This window comes from Paenisporosarcina sp. (genome assembly GCF_057785155.1).
In genome coordinates, this window is record NZ_JBYNRN010000032.1 from 1 (window position 1) to 17,511 (window position 17,511).

General features: G+C 36.9%; 15 protein-coding genes. 8 read left to right on the top strand and 7 right to left on the bottom strand.

Translation table 11 applies throughout. The annotated features are described in order from the left end of the window. Positions 1 to 123, bottom strand: a 123-nt coding sequence (locus tag AC3EA5_RS11185; RefSeq protein ID WP_488608459.1) for a helix-turn-helix domain-containing protein, incomplete at its 3' end; no start/stop codon positions are given. A 401-nt stretch (positions 124 to 524) separates the two neighbouring features. Between AC3EA5_RS11185 and AC3EA5_RS11190 the strand changes: the two genes are divergently transcribed. Then, complete coding sequence (locus AC3EA5_RS11190; RefSeq protein WP_488608413.1) at positions 525 to 1,004, top strand: hypothetical protein; 480 nt, start codon at positions 525 to 527, stop codon at positions 1,002 to 1,004. A gap of 239 nt (positions 1,005 to 1,243) precedes the next feature. Here the strand turns inward: AC3EA5_RS11190 and AC3EA5_RS11195 are convergent, their stop codons facing one another. Continuing rightward, a complete protein-coding gene (locus AC3EA5_RS11195) occupies positions 1,244 to 2,746 on the bottom strand; it encodes a UDP-N-acetylmuramoyl-L-alanyl-D-glutamate--2,6-diaminopimelate ligase (protein ID WP_488608414.1) in 1,503 nt (500 codons plus the stop codon). A 241-nt stretch (positions 2,747 to 2,987) separates the two neighbouring features. On the opposite strand from AC3EA5_RS11195, the gene AC3EA5_RS11200 reads away from it, so the two are divergent. Beyond that, positions 2,988 to 3,176: a hypothetical protein gene (locus tag AC3EA5_RS11200; protein ID WP_488608415.1), complete on the top strand. Its 189-nt coding sequence runs from the start codon at positions 2,988 to 2,990 to the stop codon at positions 3,174 to 3,176. 669 nt (positions 3,177 to 3,845) lie between these two features. Next, positions 3,846 to 4,805: an NAD-dependent epimerase/dehydratase family protein gene (locus tag AC3EA5_RS11205; protein WP_488608416.1), complete on the top strand. Its 960-nt coding sequence runs from the start codon at positions 3,846 to 3,848 to the stop codon at positions 4,803 to 4,805. A 416-nt stretch (positions 4,806 to 5,221) separates the two neighbouring features. Here AC3EA5_RS11205 and AC3EA5_RS11210 read toward each other — a convergent pair whose 3' ends face one another. The 3 genes from AC3EA5_RS11210 to AC3EA5_RS11220 all read right to left on the bottom strand — a co-directional run bounded on the left by AC3EA5_RS11210 (position 5,222) and on the right by AC3EA5_RS11220 (position 10,002). Beyond that, positions 5,222 to 7,330: a flagellar assembly protein A gene (locus tag AC3EA5_RS11210; RefSeq protein WP_488608417.1), complete on the bottom strand. Its 2,109-nt coding sequence runs from the start codon at positions 7,328 to 7,330 to the stop codon at positions 5,222 to 5,224. A 15-nt stretch (positions 7,331 to 7,345) separates the two neighbouring features. Beyond that, positions 7,346 to 9,343 carry an EAL domain-containing protein gene (locus AC3EA5_RS11215; protein WP_488608418.1) on the bottom strand — a complete coding sequence of 666 codons (1,998 nt, stop codon included), beginning with the start codon at positions 9,341 to 9,343 and terminating at the stop codon, positions 7,346 to 7,348. Between the two features lie 197 nt (positions 9,344 to 9,540). Further along, the gene (locus tag AC3EA5_RS11220) at positions 9,541 to 10,002 is read right to left on the bottom strand and encodes a competence protein ComK (protein WP_488608419.1); all 462 of its coding nucleotides are present in this window, start codon (positions 10,000 to 10,002) and stop codon (positions 9,541 to 9,543) included. A 237-nt stretch (positions 10,003 to 10,239) separates the two neighbouring features. On the opposite strand from AC3EA5_RS11220, the gene AC3EA5_RS11225 reads away from it, so the two are divergent. Together AC3EA5_RS11225 and AC3EA5_RS11230 are read left to right on the top strand one after the other, a co-directional pair. Then, positions 10,240 to 10,749 (top strand): sigma-70 family RNA polymerase sigma factor, encoded by a 510-nt coding sequence (locus AC3EA5_RS11225; RefSeq protein ID WP_488608420.1) that lies wholly within the window; start codon positions 10,240 to 10,242, stop codon positions 10,747 to 10,749. Between the two features lie 128 nt (positions 10,750 to 10,877). Further along, positions 10,878 to 11,708, top strand: a complete 831-nt coding sequence (locus AC3EA5_RS11230) for an STAS domain-containing protein (RefSeq protein ID WP_488608421.1) — start codon at positions 10,878 to 10,880, stop codon at positions 11,706 to 11,708. A 36-nt stretch (positions 11,709 to 11,744) separates the two neighbouring features. Here AC3EA5_RS11230 and AC3EA5_RS11235 read toward each other — a convergent pair whose 3' ends face one another. Continuing rightward, positions 11,745 to 11,912 (bottom strand): hypothetical protein, encoded by a 168-nt coding sequence (locus AC3EA5_RS11235; protein ID WP_488608422.1) that lies wholly within the window; start codon positions 11,910 to 11,912, stop codon positions 11,745 to 11,747. 454 nt (positions 11,913 to 12,366) lie between these two features. Here AC3EA5_RS11235 and AC3EA5_RS11240 point away from each other — a divergent pair, with 454 nt between their 5' ends. After that, positions 12,367 to 13,608 carry a YflT domain-containing protein gene (locus tag AC3EA5_RS11240; protein ID WP_488608423.1) on the top strand — a complete coding sequence of 414 codons (1,242 nt, stop codon included), beginning with the start codon at positions 12,367 to 12,369 and terminating at the stop codon, positions 13,606 to 13,608. 303 nt (positions 13,609 to 13,911) lie between these two features. After that, positions 13,912 to 14,856, top strand: a complete 945-nt coding sequence (locus tag AC3EA5_RS11245; protein WP_488608424.1) for a sensor domain-containing diguanylate cyclase — start codon at positions 13,912 to 13,914, stop codon at positions 14,854 to 14,856. A 278-nt stretch (positions 14,857 to 15,134) separates the two neighbouring features. Here AC3EA5_RS11245 and brnQ read toward each other — a convergent pair whose 3' ends face one another. Beyond that, a complete protein-coding gene (gene brnQ / locus AC3EA5_RS11250) occupies positions 15,135 to 16,466 on the bottom strand; it encodes a branched-chain amino acid transport system II carrier protein (RefSeq protein WP_488608425.1) in 1,332 nt (443 codons plus the stop codon). 373 nt (positions 16,467 to 16,839) lie between these two features. Between brnQ and AC3EA5_RS11255 the strand changes: the two genes are divergently transcribed. Next, positions 16,840 to 17,418, top strand: a complete 579-nt coding sequence (locus tag AC3EA5_RS11255; protein ID WP_488608426.1) for a C40 family peptidase — start codon at positions 16,840 to 16,842, stop codon at positions 17,416 to 17,418. Positions 17,419 to 17,511 lie beyond the last annotated feature (93 nt).

Genomic DNA, 17,511 nt, shown 5'->3' on the forward strand with positions numbered 1-17,511 from the left:
TTCATTCCATAGCCCTAAAAAGCGATTGAATACAAAACGACTGCATCCGATTGTTTTAGCAATGAGGATTTCTTGTTCTTTGGTTGGATAGATCCGGAATTTGTATGCCTTATTGACTAACATGATTTCCACCCCCAACGATACGAATGTTTGTTCTCATTGTATCATCGTGAGGAAAGTTTTGGCTACCGCCAACCGACATTCATCTCCGATCTACTCAATAGGCTTCGCCCTTTTCATTCCTTGAGGTGGGAGTCTTCTGTCGGATAAAGATAAACAGGAGCCAGGTACTCACACAATTCGTGAGTACCTGGCTTTTTTGATCGATTCTCCATTTGGTGAAGGGTTTTGAGGATTAAACGGGTGCATTCAAGATTTCAATAGTGTTATTCAAGAGTTGGAGGGGTCTATTCAAGGATTCGGAGAGTCTATTCTAAAGTTCATATTTTTCACACAATTCATTTACATGGCAGGAATTGTTAATTTGTGTAAAGAATATAGATTGTATGAAGGGAAGTGTAACTGTGCAAAACATTGTTGGAAAGATCCTGCTATTCGCAGGTTTTATTATCATAGTTATAGGGATTTTACTCTCAATTATCATGATGAGTAATCGAGCGATTACGACAGATTATGGAATCGAATATGTACAAGTAGATGGTGGATTCATTATTTTGTTGTTCATCGGTCATATTGTGATCGGACTAATCCTAATTGGACTTAGTGAAATTATCAAACTTCTTCAGGAACTAGTGAATAAACAAAATGGAAAAGACGAAGACACACTCGTTGAAGAAAGAGATATACATACAAATGAACAATCACCAAATTCAGTATCCAATTTAGCTCGAGCTGAAATCATGCAGTATTATGCTGCCAAAGGCATTCAAATCGAAGAAGTCTTTTCGACTAATAAAGAAGATATTTACTCAGTGACGTATGGAGATAAACAAGATTTAGTAGAGCTTGGAGGATTTAGTCCGAGGATTATTAAGCAACAATAAACAGTGATAATAAACCAACAGAAAAAGTGTCATTTGGTCTGTCCAAATGACACCATTTTTGCGCGTCGAATTGTGTGAAAAACGTGAATTTTAGAGTGCAGCTCGAAGTCTTGAATAGGTAGAACGAAATATAGAATGTCACCAACAAATCCTTGAATAAAACCCGCGAAATCGAGAATAAGAACATCCGCCCAAATTAAAAAGGCTTACGATAACCATCGTAAGCCTTTCTAAACACTCTATTTAGCCTGTAACTGTAAGTTTTTAAAATAATCTTCGATAATGTCTTCGTCAGAGTGAGGAATATATTCCCCTTTAACAATTTGACAGCCGTTAATACAACCACTTGTCAGCAACACGATATCTCCAGGAAGACTCGCTTCCAAAGCTTTGATAACGGCTTCTTTACGCGAAGGTGCAGTTAAAACTTCTTGTAAATAAGGTTCTGAAAACCCTGTTAACACCTTATCTACTACTTCCCAAGGGTCGTTATAGCCTGGATGATCGACCGATACGACGAGAACATCTGCTTTTCCTTGAGCGGTTTTGGCCATTTTCGGCATTTTCGCAAAATCACGAATTCCAATACCAGTGATTAAAGTAATTAATCGGTGATGTGGCAATTGTTTTACTGCAGCCATAATAGCATCTAAAGCAACCGGTGTGTGGGCATAATCTAAGACAATTTTACGGTCTTCAGGACCATGAATCACTTGGAATCGACCTTCAACCTGCGTCATTTTAGGCAAAGCAGAAATGATGGTTTCTAGAGCAACATCTGAAAGCAAAGCCGCACCAATAGCAGCAACTAAATTCCCTACGTTAAACTCACCATAAATTGGCACTGCTAAGTGATGCACTTGATCTTCGATATACAAATCAAATGTTATTCCTTCCGCAAAATGCTCGACATTCGTCCAGATTAAATCTGCATGTGAATCCATTTGATTGGAATAAGTTAAGTGATCGTTATCAATCGAATTGAGAATATCCCATCCCATTCCTTCATCGTCCATATTAATCACACTAGCTTTAGCTTGTTTGAATAAACGAAGTTTACATGCTTTGTAATGAGAAAACGTTTTGTGATACTCCATATGTTCCTCAGAAATATTTGTGTGGATCGCCACATCAAATTCGAATGCGCCAACTCGGTATTGATCTAGCGCAATTGAAGATACTTCCATAGAAGCAGCTCGATCGCCAACATTAACTAAGTGTCTAAAAATGGAGTGAACATCTGAAGACATGGGTGTAGTCGGTGTGCTTTTTTTAATATTTAATTTTTCTTTTGATGTAAAAATACCGTTCGTCCCCATAAGTCCACATGGAAGACCAACTAAGTTAAATAAATCTCGAACATAAGTAGAGACGGTCGTTTTACCGTTAGTACCAGTCACACCAATCTTGATTAATTCTTCATGCGCATGCTCATAATATTCTGCAGACGTATAAGCAAGAGCATGACGAGAATCTTCAACGACAATAAATGTGATATGTGGATAGGCATCATATATCGCAACGAATTTATGTAGATCGGAACCAACAATAGAAGTGGCACCGTTTCCAATTGCTTCTTCTATGTACAAATGCCCGTCTGTTTCTTCACCAATAATACAGAAAAAGGCTGATTGTGGTTTAACATCACGCGAGTCATAAAAAATGCCCGTCGTCTCTTGAGAGTCAGGTCCATAAATACGGAGCGCGTTTATTTGTGGAAGTTTAGTCCATTGAATATACATGAAAGGCTCCTTTTTACTCAATATCTTGAAGATTAATTGTACCATTATAAAAGCGTGAACTGTACCACGATTCGACAAAATGCGAGTTTTGTCCTAATTAATTTAGATTACCTTTTCTAATACCCAATTCCTGTTTTTTAAAACGCTTCTGCTAATAAATTTAGTATGTGAAGGAATTAAATAACCATGCGAAGTTTGTTAGACTTCTTTAATTGGAATTAGTAAATAGAAATAGGTAGGAATGAATCCATCAATTTTTGTTAACCGACGGGGAAAACCAGTTGGTACTGTAGCTGATTTTCATTGCAGCGGATGCTTTCCGGGAGACAAGGTTTTAGCCGCTTCCTTTACGTTAATCAGTCCAGAGTCTAAAGCTCTTGCTACTCCAGGAGTCGCCGCTTTCATTTCAATCAGCAAAAATTCCACTTAAGATAGTACTAATAAATATAGGAACAGTTAATAGGTATAGTGTCTTCCATATGTTTTGGCATTGTTAACTTTAAAAAAATCATTGGTAAATCTTTATTCTTATTCACTATCTTCAACTACAATTGCTAAATTCAGATGTACAAAAATGCATATATACTATCTTTAATAACTTTTTAATTGGACTGTCTTGAATATTTGATTTGCCGATCCTTTATAAAACTATCATATGTTTGTATAGCTATGTATACAGAGGCTCTAGTTGAAATTTGCATGATTTTTTTCGAAAGTTTTGAGAAGTTTTTCCTCACTTATGCATGCTAAGTTTAGAAGGAATTCAAGAGTTTCTGATATAAAAACGTTAATCCATTGCAGTGAAGGGCGGCGACTCCTGCGGGAATAGCATGAACTGAAGACCCCGGAGACGAGCTTGCTCGTCGAGGAGGCTGAAGTCATGCCCGCGGAAAGCGTCCGACTGAAACGGAAATGGAGAGTTCTCAGTGTAAATTAACAATTACATAGTTTTCTTTAAGTAGGTTTTGTAACTAAAGGGAGTATAAAGTTAAATTTTCCTTAAAAGAAATATAGATTACATCAGTGAAGTACCCCAAAAAGTTTAATTAAAGGATTTTCTTCGACATGCGAAGAATGTAAAAAAGAGGAGGCGATTAAAATGAAAATACTAGTAATCGGCGGCACATCATTTATAGGCAGATATTTAGTAGAAGCGTCCATAAAAAATGGACATGAAGTGGTTTTATTTAATAGAGGAAAAACAAATCCGGGTGTGTTTGAAGGCATTCGTCATATAAAAGGCGACCGAAGAACCGATGCACATCTACTTGAGAATGAAAAATGGGATGCCGTCCTAGACACATGTGGCTATACACCTAATGATGTAACGCCAGTGTTAGAGGCAGTCATGAATAACACAAATACCTATATGTTCATTTCGACGATCTCAGTTTATGACAATTACGAACAAGGACGTCCAAACGAAGAAAGCTCAATGCACACGAACCAAATTGAAACGGACGAAGTAACAGGTGAAACGTATGGACCGCTTAAAGTAATGTGTGAAGATCTTGTCACACAAGCATTTGGCAATAAAGCATTAATTATCCGACCTTGTATCGTTGTTGGACCAAATGACCCTACCGATCGCTTTACCTACTATGCGATGAAGCTAGCAGAGTCGGGTCCTGTCGCACTTCCTGGCGGTCCTGAATCGAAGCGTATGGTGCAGTGGATTGATGTTCGTGACATGGCAAAATGGATTGTTAAGATGATTGAAGAAGGGAAGACTGGCACATTTAACGCAGCATCGAACCCAATTACGATGGATGACTTTATGGATGAAATCGCACCGAATTCTGTAGAAAAAGTATGGATTTCAGATAAAGAATTAGAAGGAAATGATTTAGGTGCACGTCGGTTTCCATTTTGGATGCCAATCTCTGAAGAATATCCAGAGGGCTTTTTTATTGTGAAAAATGATAAAGCAGTGGCAGAAGGCTTAACTTTTAGACCGCTAAAAGAAACAGCTGAGGATACCCGTACTTGGGCGGGTGACCGTGAGATAAAAGCTGGTCCAACAAAAGAAATGGAGGAAACGCTTCTCAAAAAGAAGTAGTGTAATAGAACGAAATTCCTTTGAGAATAGTAGAAAATTGTTGTATACTTATACCAATAAGACTAGGTGGGTCAACACCTAGTCCGACAATCGCTTAGCTTATGGAGTGGTTGGTCCAGTTTGATACAAGTAACCGTCTCGCCTTACCAGTGGGGACGGTTATTTTTTATTGATGAACAAAATGATCAATGTGACAGCTATTGAGAAGCCAGCAAACATAACAGTCGCGAGCTGCATAAGTAAGCTCAGGGATTCAAAACTTGTCATAAGCATGACCTCCCTTCTCCTGAAAGTGACCAGCCTGTCCATTACCAGCGATTGTTCATTAATTATACCACAAAATAGAATGTATGTTCGTATTTTGAAATAAAAAAGAGAACAACTTGGATTTAATATCCAAAAGTTGTTCTACTAACTTACGTAATTTGTAAATTACCGTTTGAATCTAATTTAGCCATGATTAAGTTTGCACTACTTGCAAAAGCATGGAGTCGATTTCCGATTTGAATATTCGTATTGGGATGTGCATACCCGATTCGAATGACACCGTCAGCGGGAACAGTGATTACCGTTTTAACCCCAACCTCTGATCCAACTTCATCTAACGTCACATTTCGACCTGCATGAATTTCGCCTCCGCGGCAAACGCCACTAACTGTGATATCATTTCCTGCCTTCAACAAACTATGATAGACGCCGTGACCATTGACGATAATATTTCCACTGCTATAAAGAGAGCTATTGATTGCATACGGAACACTTAAAAGTGATTTCGGTTCAGGTGGCACGCGATGACTTTCATAAATATGTCGAATTTCTTCCGTTAACACCTCGTAATCAGCGATATTTTGTAGAGGGCGATGCGATAACACAATAAACGCTTGATACAGTCGCTCCGATAAATTTAGCCATTCCTCATCGACAATTTGGGAATTAGTGCGAACATTCGTCACGAAATTCTGCACAATATCACGAAAATCTGTATATTTTTTTTCGAATAAAAGACGAAGCAAATGATTTAATTCAGAACTGGATAAATCATTCGTTGATAAATTTCGAACAACCATTAATTGATTAATAGCGATGAGCATATTGTCGGCATACTTCAAAATAACCTTTAACTGTTGCACAAGTTCTGATATGACAAAGTTTTCTCGACCTACACTTAATGTACTTGAAAAGACATTATCTGAGACGTGAATGGATTGACCGGATTGCAAATTCGCTTTCGTGATTGTCCCTTTTACATAAATCCGACCAGCAGCTTCAACCTTCATCGATTCAAGTACATCTCCAGTTATTCGAACATCCCCGTGGAAATGAATATTTCCTGACTCCATTCCAACGTCACCGTTATGAATGAATTCTTGAATTACATCCACTTTTACTAATTTTCCACGCCATTCGATCGTCGGTCTGCCTGCACTAATGGCCACGACTTCATCTTCTTTAATGGTCGTGTTTTTCCCTGTCCGAATGATGACTTCATACACGTCTTTTGGTGGAATCACATTCCCAAACAAGTCTTGGCCAGCAATTCCTTTTACTGCAGGAACTCGTTTTGCAATAACGGTTCCTTCTTCAACATTTAAAATTTTATGTGTCTCTCGAAAATCGACTCGCTCATTTTCATTTAAAGGAACTTTTTCTTCCTCAAAAATATCTTCTAAAAAGACCTCGATATCTCCATCTTTCCCTTGCTGAGGAGGAATTCCTTTAGCGATAATAATTTCTTTTTTCGTCACGGTTGTAAGAGCGTCTTGAATTGCACTTTCATCTATTCGACGATCAATACCTAATGATTGAAGCTTTAACATAATATGATCTCGTTTTAAATCATTAAAATAAATGGTTTCTTCCTGCACTTCAATGGATAAGTAATCAGAAAGTGGAGCATCTTGAATCGTTCTTTTTACTCGTTTTCCAGGAATCACGATTAACATTGCGACTGTATTTTGCTCAATTAAATGAATGGTAAAGTGAGTAGAAGTCACGTCATCTGTTATAGAAACCTTCACATGATCTCGTCTCGAAACAGCTAACCGATCCTTTACTTCAATCCCATTAACCATAAGTTTGACATTTCTCCCAGGGGATATAACGGGATATTTTCGATCATGTTCATTGACATACACAATCCCAGAATCAATCCATACGCCAAATGGCAAATCCTCTCCATTAATTACGGGTGATGGGAAAGGCTTTGAATCCTCCATATCCTCTTTTAAGGTTTCAAGTGAGGCACTGACTTCATCCGACAAGAAAATATCCATTAATTCTTCCATGTTTTGGTTTTTCTCATTCTTAGGTTGAACGGGTATAACTTTTTCCACTTCAACAGGGGAAGTTTGTGTTTTTTTAGAAACCGTGACTTCAGCCAATTGTTTTCGTAAACCAAATAGACTACTTCGAGGAGAAGAAAGAACGTCAATGGCTACCTCATCAATTGTGCAATTCATGATATTTAACGCTGTTTGTACAGCTTCTTCAATGGTATCAGCTTTAATTGTAATAGACGGTCCCAAGTCAATCACCTCACTTTAAGATGGGTTAAAATTTTTCCGTGTAGCAACATACTTATCTTCAAATTCATCTAAATCTAGTGGTCGGTCGGTAATAAAACCTTGGATAACCGGACATCCATGCTCTTTTAGAAAAAGTAATTGCTGTTCATCTTCGACCCCTTCAGCAATAATCTCGCATTTTAAACTCTTTGCTAAATGGATGATAGACTCTAAAATTGCTTCAGATCGATGATCATGTCCGATACCTTTAATAAAGAAACGATCAATTTTGATACAATCTACTGGGAAATAGGTTAAATAACTTAACATCGAAAAACCAGTTCCAAAATCATCAATCGCAATTGTAATTCCTTGTTTTCGACATTCGTTTATATTAAATAACGTCATTTCGGAAGTGACCAATTCCGTTTCCTCCGTAATTTCAAGTTCAATCATAGTAGGAGGAATGTTGTAGCGGTTTAACAAATCAAACAAATCATCAAAAAACGACTTTTGGGACAATAAATAAGGCGTAATATTAATTGAAATCTTTTTATCAAACTGATAGTTTTTAATCCATCTCGAAACACGGGCAAAAATTTCAGCTAGTAAATATTGAGTCAGTTTTAAAATATTTCCGCTATCTTCAGCTATTGAAATAAACTCGAGTGGTGATATTTGGCCAAGTGAAGGGTGACTCCAGCGAGACAGAACTTCTATTCCAACGAGAGAATTAGTTTCAGTATCAATTTGAGGCTGGACGACAAAGTAAATGCCGTGTTTTCTTAAATCTTCTCCTAACTCTTGTTCGATTAATAATCTTCGAGTTATAAGTTCTTTCATTTCTGATTCGTAAAATGCAAAACTATTTCCTCGCGTTTTTTTTGCTTGATACATAGCGGTATCGGCAGCACTCATTAACAAGTTGGCATCTCGTGCATCATGTGGAAAGGATGCAATACCTATACTAGCCGTTAGGCTGAAAGAGGATTGTGAAGTAATAAAAGGTTGATGGAATGCGCTAAGCACATACTGAACATAATCCTTTAAATAGTTGTGATTCGTCTCAAAGGTTAAAACTAAAAATTCATCGCCACCAAGTCGACCAACGATACAATCATCTTTTAAATGCGTGCTTAGTTTGAGTCCGACCTGCTGAAGCAACTGATCTCCTTTTTCATGACCATAAATATCATTTACATTTTTGAAGCCATCTAAGTCAATAAACATAAGAGCGCAAGGTAACCCTAATGCAATCCTTTCAGAGATGGTCTCTAAAATAGAGCGACGATTAGGTAAATTGGTTAACTCATCAAAGTAAGCAAATAACTTTAAACGTTCTTCTGTTTTCTTTTTATCACCGATGTCCTTAAAGTAAACAGAAATTCCACCAGCTTTCTGCGGATATGCACGAGCTTCAAACCAGGTGTTTAACGGAGGATAATACGTTTCAAATGTAGCAGGTTCACGCTTTTCCATGGTTTGATGATACTTTGTATAGGAAATATCTTGTTTAGCTTCAGGAAATTCAAGCCAAATGTTTTTATTGATTAACGTTCCAATCTCTCTCCCAAGTAAAGAGTAACCTGCAGTATTTACAAAGCTAAACTCCCAATTCTTATTTAATGAAAAAAAGGCATCTGTCATGGATTCCAAAACATCTTCTACAGTTGAATGCTGGTTCATCACTTGAGTTATATTTTCATGACGAATCATGATTAAGTTGTCAGCCAGATTTTTAACATGCATACAGTACCAGCGTTCTTCATTTGGCGAATGGCACGGATACTCTAATGAGAATTCATCAATATTTTTTTGCATCACTTGGCGAATTCCATTGACTTCATAAAAATTGTTCCCTTGTTCAAGGGTGTCTAAATAATTCACGCCAATGCCGGTTGACTCAGTTAACCCTCCGTTTTCAAGTGCAAACAAATCCCAGGCAATATTTTTATGCATAATGAACCCATCTTGATTAATAATGACAATTTGATCAGGCAAAGCATCAATTATTTTTTGAAATGAATTCTCCATAAGGTCCTCTCCCATCCAAATCCTATCTAGAAAAATTATGATTCTACTTAATTCGACAATATTCTCATTTTTCCTTTATTTAAAGCTTTTAAAAAATCCCTTCACACTTAAAAGTGGAAAGGATTTATTAATAAAACACAATATATAAATTGACAGAAAGGGAAGAGGTGCAAACTTTTGAATTGTTTGCCTGTTTTCTAATAAATTCGACCAAGTGATTTTTGTTTATAAATCATCACAATCATGCGCTGTCTTTGTTTTTCAATCGTATGTATAGATGCATTCACAACGATTTCTACTCCGTTGTCATATTGAAGAATTGTAGATTTGTCCGTATGTTTTTTTGACTTAAAAGAATGATTGAAAATCCACATACATTCCGCATTCAAAGGTGACATAGTTGGAAAAGCAAATATGCCATTTTCTGCAACGAGCAAAGGTGTTTTTCTATGAAATGAAGTCTGGTAACGAGAGGCTTGAATACGTCCTTCATAAGTCGAAAAGTAGCGCATGCAAGCAAGATTTAAGAGTTCTAGTTGTGAGAACGAGGATGTGTAGGAACCATGTGTTGTAATGATGTGTGTTTTTAATGCATTTTCGAAGATGGGTTGGACGACCAGAGTGTCTGTGTCAATCCGTAAAGAGTCACAAGTGCGCAAGAAACAACCTCCTAAACGTGATAATTTGAATGTAGCATGTTGAAAGTTTTTTAACAAGTCAGAAAATACATATTATTTGGCATTTTTGTAGGTTCATTGGATATTTATTTATTAGTCGAAACTTGACGTTTCCTCTAGAGAAACATCACAAAATGTGATTCGAATGAATCGATCATATCTACTAAACTGAAGCCACCTGGGAATAAAGAAGCGTGCACGCTCCAAAGGAAACAACCGTTGGAGAATTTTGAAGAAGTATTAGAACAGTACGAGCCTATGATTTACGCATCTATCCGAAAACTACGAATTTATAAAAATCACTCAGAATTTGTACAAGCAGGTCGAGTAGGTCTATGGAAGGCACTTCAACGCTATGAAAAAGAACGAGGAGACTTTGCGCCATTTGCATATCGATCGATCTATGGCAGCATACTGGATGAATTGAAAAAATCGTATGCCAATGAACAACAAGCAGTGCCAACTGAAGGTGATGTGTTAGAAAGAATCATTGGGTTTAAAGAGGAAGTGGTTGAGCAAGATAAATCCATCGCAAAAGCCCTATCACACTTGAATGATACCGAGCAACAACTGATCCAGCTTTTATTTATTGAAGGATTCTCTTTAGATGAAGTAGCAAATCGGTTGGGTATGACGAAAGAAAGTTTGAAGAAAAAGAGGCAACGCACTCTGAAAAAGTTGAGAGACTCCTTGATGGTGCCTGGCACCGAAACATTCATGAAATTTTGAACAATTGATAGTATTCGAGAAATTGTAAAAAAAACTATGTTTTATTTCGAATAAAAGAGGTATGTTAAAAGAGGATAGATATCGAACTTTACTTACCTATTTTGTACTCGAAAAGGAGCAGGCACCGTATGCATCGAAATTCTCATTTACATGATTACTTATTAGATAAAGCGAAACAGCTTACAGAAGATTGGTATGCGGCAATTGATAAATCGACTGCTGAAGGTGTTTATGCTTCTACAGATCCGAAAGTAATCGACAAGTTAAAAAATCAAAATTTAAGATTCCACCAAAAGCTGATTGATATTTTCATTCGAGAAGAAGAAATATTTTTCGAGGAATTCGATAAATGGATCCTCGAAATTGCTAGAGATTCCGAACACTTAAAAACACCTACTCATGTCATTTTTAAAGAATTTCTAAAAGTGCAAGATCAGTATTTAGAAATGCTCAGAAATTATTCGATAGAAAATAAAGGAAAATACACAACAGAAGTGATTTTTACTTGGGGTCAACTAATCATCAAAGCGTTTGGAAGAATCACCTCTCGATTCGTAGAAGAGCATGATGCATTAGCTTTAAAACGATTAACAAGCCAGCAAGCAGTTATTAACGAATTAAGTGCGCCTGTCATCCGTTTACACAATGGAATCGGTTTATTGCCAGTAGTAGGAGATATCGATACGCAACGTGCTAAATATTTACTTGAGAACACGTTGATGGAATGTGGGAATAAAAAGATTACCCATTTATATGTTGACCTTTCTGGCGTAACCATGATTGATACAATGGTTGCAATGCAAATTTTCCAGTTGATTGATGCTTTGAAAATTGTAGGTGTGGCAACAACATTATCTGGCGTTAGACCTGAAATTGCAATGACCGCCGTTCAACTTGGCGTAAACTTCAAGGATATACAAATCACCGGAAATTTATGTCAAGCTTTAAAATTAAATTAAACTTATGTTTACTTAATAAAATGTTGATGTTGATTTTCATTTCGGCGGACGCTTTCCAGAGGGCAAGGCTTTAGCCGCTTCCTTCGCGAGGCTCAGTCCAGGGTCTAAAGCTCTTGCTAATCCTCTCGGAGTCGCCGCCTCCATTTCAATCAACTTAAATTGATATAAATACGAAATGATAATGAGCGTTTTACTCTTATTCATATTTATTACTTCCAATATCAACTTTTTGTCAATATGACTGTGAGCATGTATTAACAATCCAATATACCAATTAATCGCTTACTTAATTTCCATTCTGCAAAATTTTAATTTACAATTCTAATCACCTCAGTATATAAAGACCCTACAAAATTTGTTAGTAGAATGTGGTCGGTTATTTCTGGAGACTCCTGCGGAAAAACGAAAGGCGCTAGACCCCACAGGCTCAGCTGTCAGAGACAGATGAGCCGAGGAGGCTAGCGTTTCGTCCGCGGAAAGCGAAAGAAATAACCGAACACAATATAACTGAAATTTAATGATTCCTTGTCAAACCTTTGTCCTATTGGATGAAGGTTTCTTTTATTACAAGAAGATTAAATATTAGGAATCGTGTTTAAATTTAATTTCACTTGGGGTAGATAGAGTGTACAACAAAAAACACTTAGGAGGTTCCACCATGAATAATGAAATGAACCGAAGAATTGAAGTAGCTCGCACAGAAGAAGAATTATATAACAAATTAGAGACGTTAACGTCACAAGGATATAAAGAAAGTGATATTCATGTGGTCTCGAAAGATCACGGACATATCCACACGTTAAATAAACATTCAGAAGTTTCCACACACGAAGCGGGAACAGTTATGGATAAATTCAAGTCTTGGTTCACAGGTGAAGATGCTATAACAGAAGGTCTTCGCAAATTGAATTTAACTGAAGAAGAAAAAAATCGCTATTCTCACGATGTAGCAAGCGGTGGATTCGTACTTTACACAGACCATGTAGTTAGTGATGCGAAAGATCACCAAAATGAATTCGAAGAAGGATATGATACGTTCGGTGCAACTGGCAATAGTTACGAGTCATATCATGGCGAAGAGCGCTCAGTTGTTACAAATGTGCCTGGTTTTGAAGAGCGTATTCAAAGCGAAGACCCACAAATGACGGCAACGTCTGGAACAGCTTTTGTGGATACACGTTTCAATGAAACCGAAAGAAACGAAGCGTCAGTTAATGAAACAACAACATTTGGTGCAGAAGAACCTCGTGGCGAATACAAATTTGAATCAAAACACGATGAGCCACAAAGCGACTATGCGAAAGAACAAGGGTTCACGCCTTCTAACAATGAATTAGTGAATGAAACAGATGGTCGTTTTGACGAACCTATGGACCGCTTCGAAAGAGGAGAAACGTTTGCAACTAGTCCACACTTAGCAAGAGAAACGGATCATATTGGTCACTCGATGCAAGAAGACAAAGTGACGCGTGAACACCGTCCAACAATTAATGAAGCAAATGAAGGTGCAGATTTCAACACGAGTGAACGTGCTCAATTTAATACGAATGAACCAATTACTGAAAACCACAAAACAGAAGGATTCCAGTCGCCAGGAGCTGATCCAAATTTAGGACCAGCAGCATTTGGAGATGTGGAAAATGAAATGCCATCAGGCGAAATGAAACACGATTTTGAAAAAGACCCACGTATCAATAATGAAAAATTAGAGACTGGCTATGAAACAGATGGAGATGGCAATGCTTTCTCATTCGATACCGACTCAAATAACAATGAAGTCCTAACAGGTGGTGTTGATGACGACGAACAAGAATTGGCTAATGATCAATTTAAAGAAAAAATTGATAAAAACCAATACCGTTCAGATCACAATCCACCACCAACAACAAAACTTTTTTAATCTAACGCATATAAGGTGACCCCCACCATATATAAATGGAACGCCCTACAGATGACTGTGTCTGTAGGGCGTTTTTATACTGAAGTATAAAGGGTGGCAGTAGAAATCTAATATGGAACCATGAAGAAAATATTATAGTTTGAATAACAATTTTAAAGTATCTTTAATTTGTATACATCGTTGTACATCATTAGTCCCGTATAGTAGTTTTAAAAAATAGGTTAAAGGGAACATATTAATACAAGTAAAAGAAATAGTAATCATAGTATAATGTGCATGTATATATCAAAGGGGGTGTTCAGGTTGATTAATCAAAAAAGTTCTCATTATTTTAATCAGTTGGACAAAGTGGCTGAAGATGTCATTACTTTACTAAGTGAAACGATGGATGTAAATACAATATTTTTAGCTAGTAATGATCGGTACTCCAATTTTATCGTCAAAGCATTTAATCGCAAAGCAGCTCTGTTAAAAGAAGGAGAGAAAACTCCTTTTGAGGATGTTTTGTGTAAACTCGTTGTCGATAATGACTCGGAACCAATCGTTATTACAAATCTAGCTGAAAATGCGATGACGATTAATCATCCTGTCACCTTAAACGTCGGAAATGGTTGTTTTTTAGGAGCACCTATCTATAAAAGTGATGGAGAAATTTACGGCACAATTTGTGCTTTTGATACAAAACCTTATGATTTTACAGCATACGATGTTCGATTAATAAAAACGTTAAGTTCATTATTAAGCCAAACAATTATTCTGGAAGATTTAATGTTACATGACCATTTAACAGGTCTATACAATAGCTTTTATTTAAAAGAATTCTTTAAACAAGACAAAGAAACAGGAAAACAATACAGTCTACTTTATGTCGATTTAGACCGCTTTAAAGAAGTCAACGATGAGTATGGACATGATATTGGGGATGAATTACTGAAGAAAGTAGCAACCTTATTCAAAAAGACAGCTCCTAAAGAAAGTGTAGTAGCGAGAATTGGCGGCGACGAATTTGTTTTTCTCATACCTGTCACTTCAGTCGAAATGGCAGAAGCTAAAAAGGTCGCTGCGGAATTGTTTAATTTACTGACAACCCAAACAATTGAAGTAGAAGGGAACCATTTGTCGATTTCTGCTAGTATCGGAATGACATACGCAACTCCAGGTAAACAATTAAAAGAAATTATGAAAGAAGCCGATATGGCCATGTATACGGCGAAAGAAAATGGTAGAAGTCAGTTGCAAATTCATTAAATCTGAATTTGTAGGGATTTTAAGAGTTTTTTAAGAATGGAAAATGCTATCTAAAATAAAATGTAGATTCAATATCCTTACTCAATTCTTGTTGATTGTAATGAAGATGGCGACTCCAGCGGAATTAGCACGAACTGAAGACCCTGGACTGAGCAATCGCGAGGGAAGCGGCTGAAGCCGTGCCCGCGGAAAGCGTCCATCGTAATGGAAATCAGCATTTTTTTAATAACGTCTCACTCGTTATTTTCAAAATTCAAAAGAAAAACTCAGATCCCCGTTTAATGGGAATCTGAGTTTTTAGTTTTATAAATAATATACCCGATTAAAGCGCCAATAACCCCTGGAATTAACCACCCAATCCCTTCGTTATAAAGCGGTAAATATCTTAAAACATTTTCAACAGCTGGGAAAATAATTTTTGCTGCTTTTAAACCATCAAAAAGACTTATAAAACTTGTGAAAATCAATGCTAATGCATAAACAATTGGCGAACGATCAAACGATCGATCTACAAATGATAATAACATCAAGACAATCGCCAATGGATAAATCGCTAACAATACAGGAACAGAAAAGTTAATAAGTTGAGTTAACCCAACATTTGCAAATAAAGCACTAAATCCTGAGAAAATGAATACGAATGAACGATACGAAATCGATGGAACAAGCTTTTCAAAGAATTGTGATGCGGCTGCCACCAATCCAATCGAAGTGGTTAAACAGGCTGATGCAATCGTCAACGCTAAAATAATGCTACCGAAGCTTCCAAACAATACGTTCGAAGAAAGAGCTAAAATAGAACCACCATTATCTTGAATACCAATAGCATCAACACTTGTTGCGCCAATAAAGCTTAAGGAAATATACACAATCGACAAACCAATAGCTGCAATGACACCAGCAGTTATCGTTGCTCTTACCAACACTTTTGGATTGGAAACACCTTTATCTTTAAGAGCATGGATGACCACAATACCAAATACAAGCGCCGCAAGAACATCCATTGTTAAATACCCTTGTAAAAAGCTTTCGAAAAATGGTGCTTCTTTATATGCATCAATTGGTGAACCAATTTCACCCATAGGAGTGATAAAACTCTTTATTGCCAACAAACCAATGACTGCTATTAAAATAGGTGTCAAAATTTTGCCTATGCGATCAACTAATTTCGTTGGATTCAAGGCGAATAGCACTGTGACAATAAAGAAAAGGATGCTGAATACTAAGAGTGGCCATTTTTCAGATGAGATCGAGTCTGATAAAAACGGCAATACACCAATTTCATAAGAAACAGTTGCAGTTCTAGGAATCGCGAACAACGGACCAATAACCAAGTAAATAACGACAGTAAAGACTATTCCAAATAACGGATGTACTCGACTAGCTATTGATTGAAGATCTCCACCAGATTTCGCAATGGCAATCACGGCGATTAAAGGTAGACCAACACCAGTTATTAGGAAGCCAATTATAGAAATGACTAATTGATCTCCGGAAAGTTGACCTAATAATGGCGGGAAGATGATATTTCCAGCTCCCAAGAATAGTGCAAAAAGCATTAAACCGACGACAATGTTTTCGCCTATCGTCAGAGAATTTTGTGATTTCATTTTATAAAAACTCCTTTGTTGTAGAAGGTGTACAGTCGCCTATTATACAGTACAGTCATAGGTAAAATGCAAGGAATTGTGACAAAAGCGAGAAAATTCACAACTTGAAACACCAAAAATGTACAAGAAGTTCCAACTATGGAACTTGCTGAGGTGAAAATTGAGTTGTATTGAAATTTTTTTATAAAATCAACAAATTATTTCGACAGATTAAGTGGATTTATTTCCCGGGGAATACTTTTAGTCCCTTTGACGATATCTGTCCGATTTCTGAAATGAATTTAGCGAAATTTATTATTGACTGAATATTCTTCGTACTCTATGATGAGATTACTAATCTTCGAACGGACTTATTGAATGGGGGAGCCAGAACGTGTTGAAAAAATTCGCTGTTATTTGTCTCATAGTGTCATTCATTGGGTTTATCATTACGCCAACAGTAGAAGCAGCAGGTTGGAAAAAAACACATATTTCGTCAATGGCTCAATTGAAAAAATCCGCAATCTACTTAAAAAGATCCCAGGCTCCAGTTGCGATTACTGAACCAATAGCTGCTCCAGTTTCTGCAAATGGACAAGCTGTCTATGCAGCACTAACATCAATAGCACCAAATTATCTAGGAACGCCTTACGTTATGGGTGGTAAACTACCGACTGGATTTGATTGTAGTGGTTTCATTCATTATGTACATAATGAAGCAGGATTAAATATCACTCGAAAAAGTAGTGTAGATTATTACAAAGACGCTACGAAAGTGAATGTACCTCAAATTGGGGATCTAGTATTCTTTAAAGATACGTATATTACGGGAATTTCACATATGGGTGTATACATTGGGAACAATCAATTCATCCACGCTGCTTCAAGAGGTGTCGAAATTACAAACCTTGACAACAGCTATTGGAAATCTCACTTCGTCGACTTCCGACGTTTTAATGCCGTAACAAATTAAAGGTGCCAGGTACTCGAACATTCACGTTTGTTTAAACAAACACGAATGTTTCGGTACCTGGCACTTTTTCGTATATCCTCTAAAATTTAATAA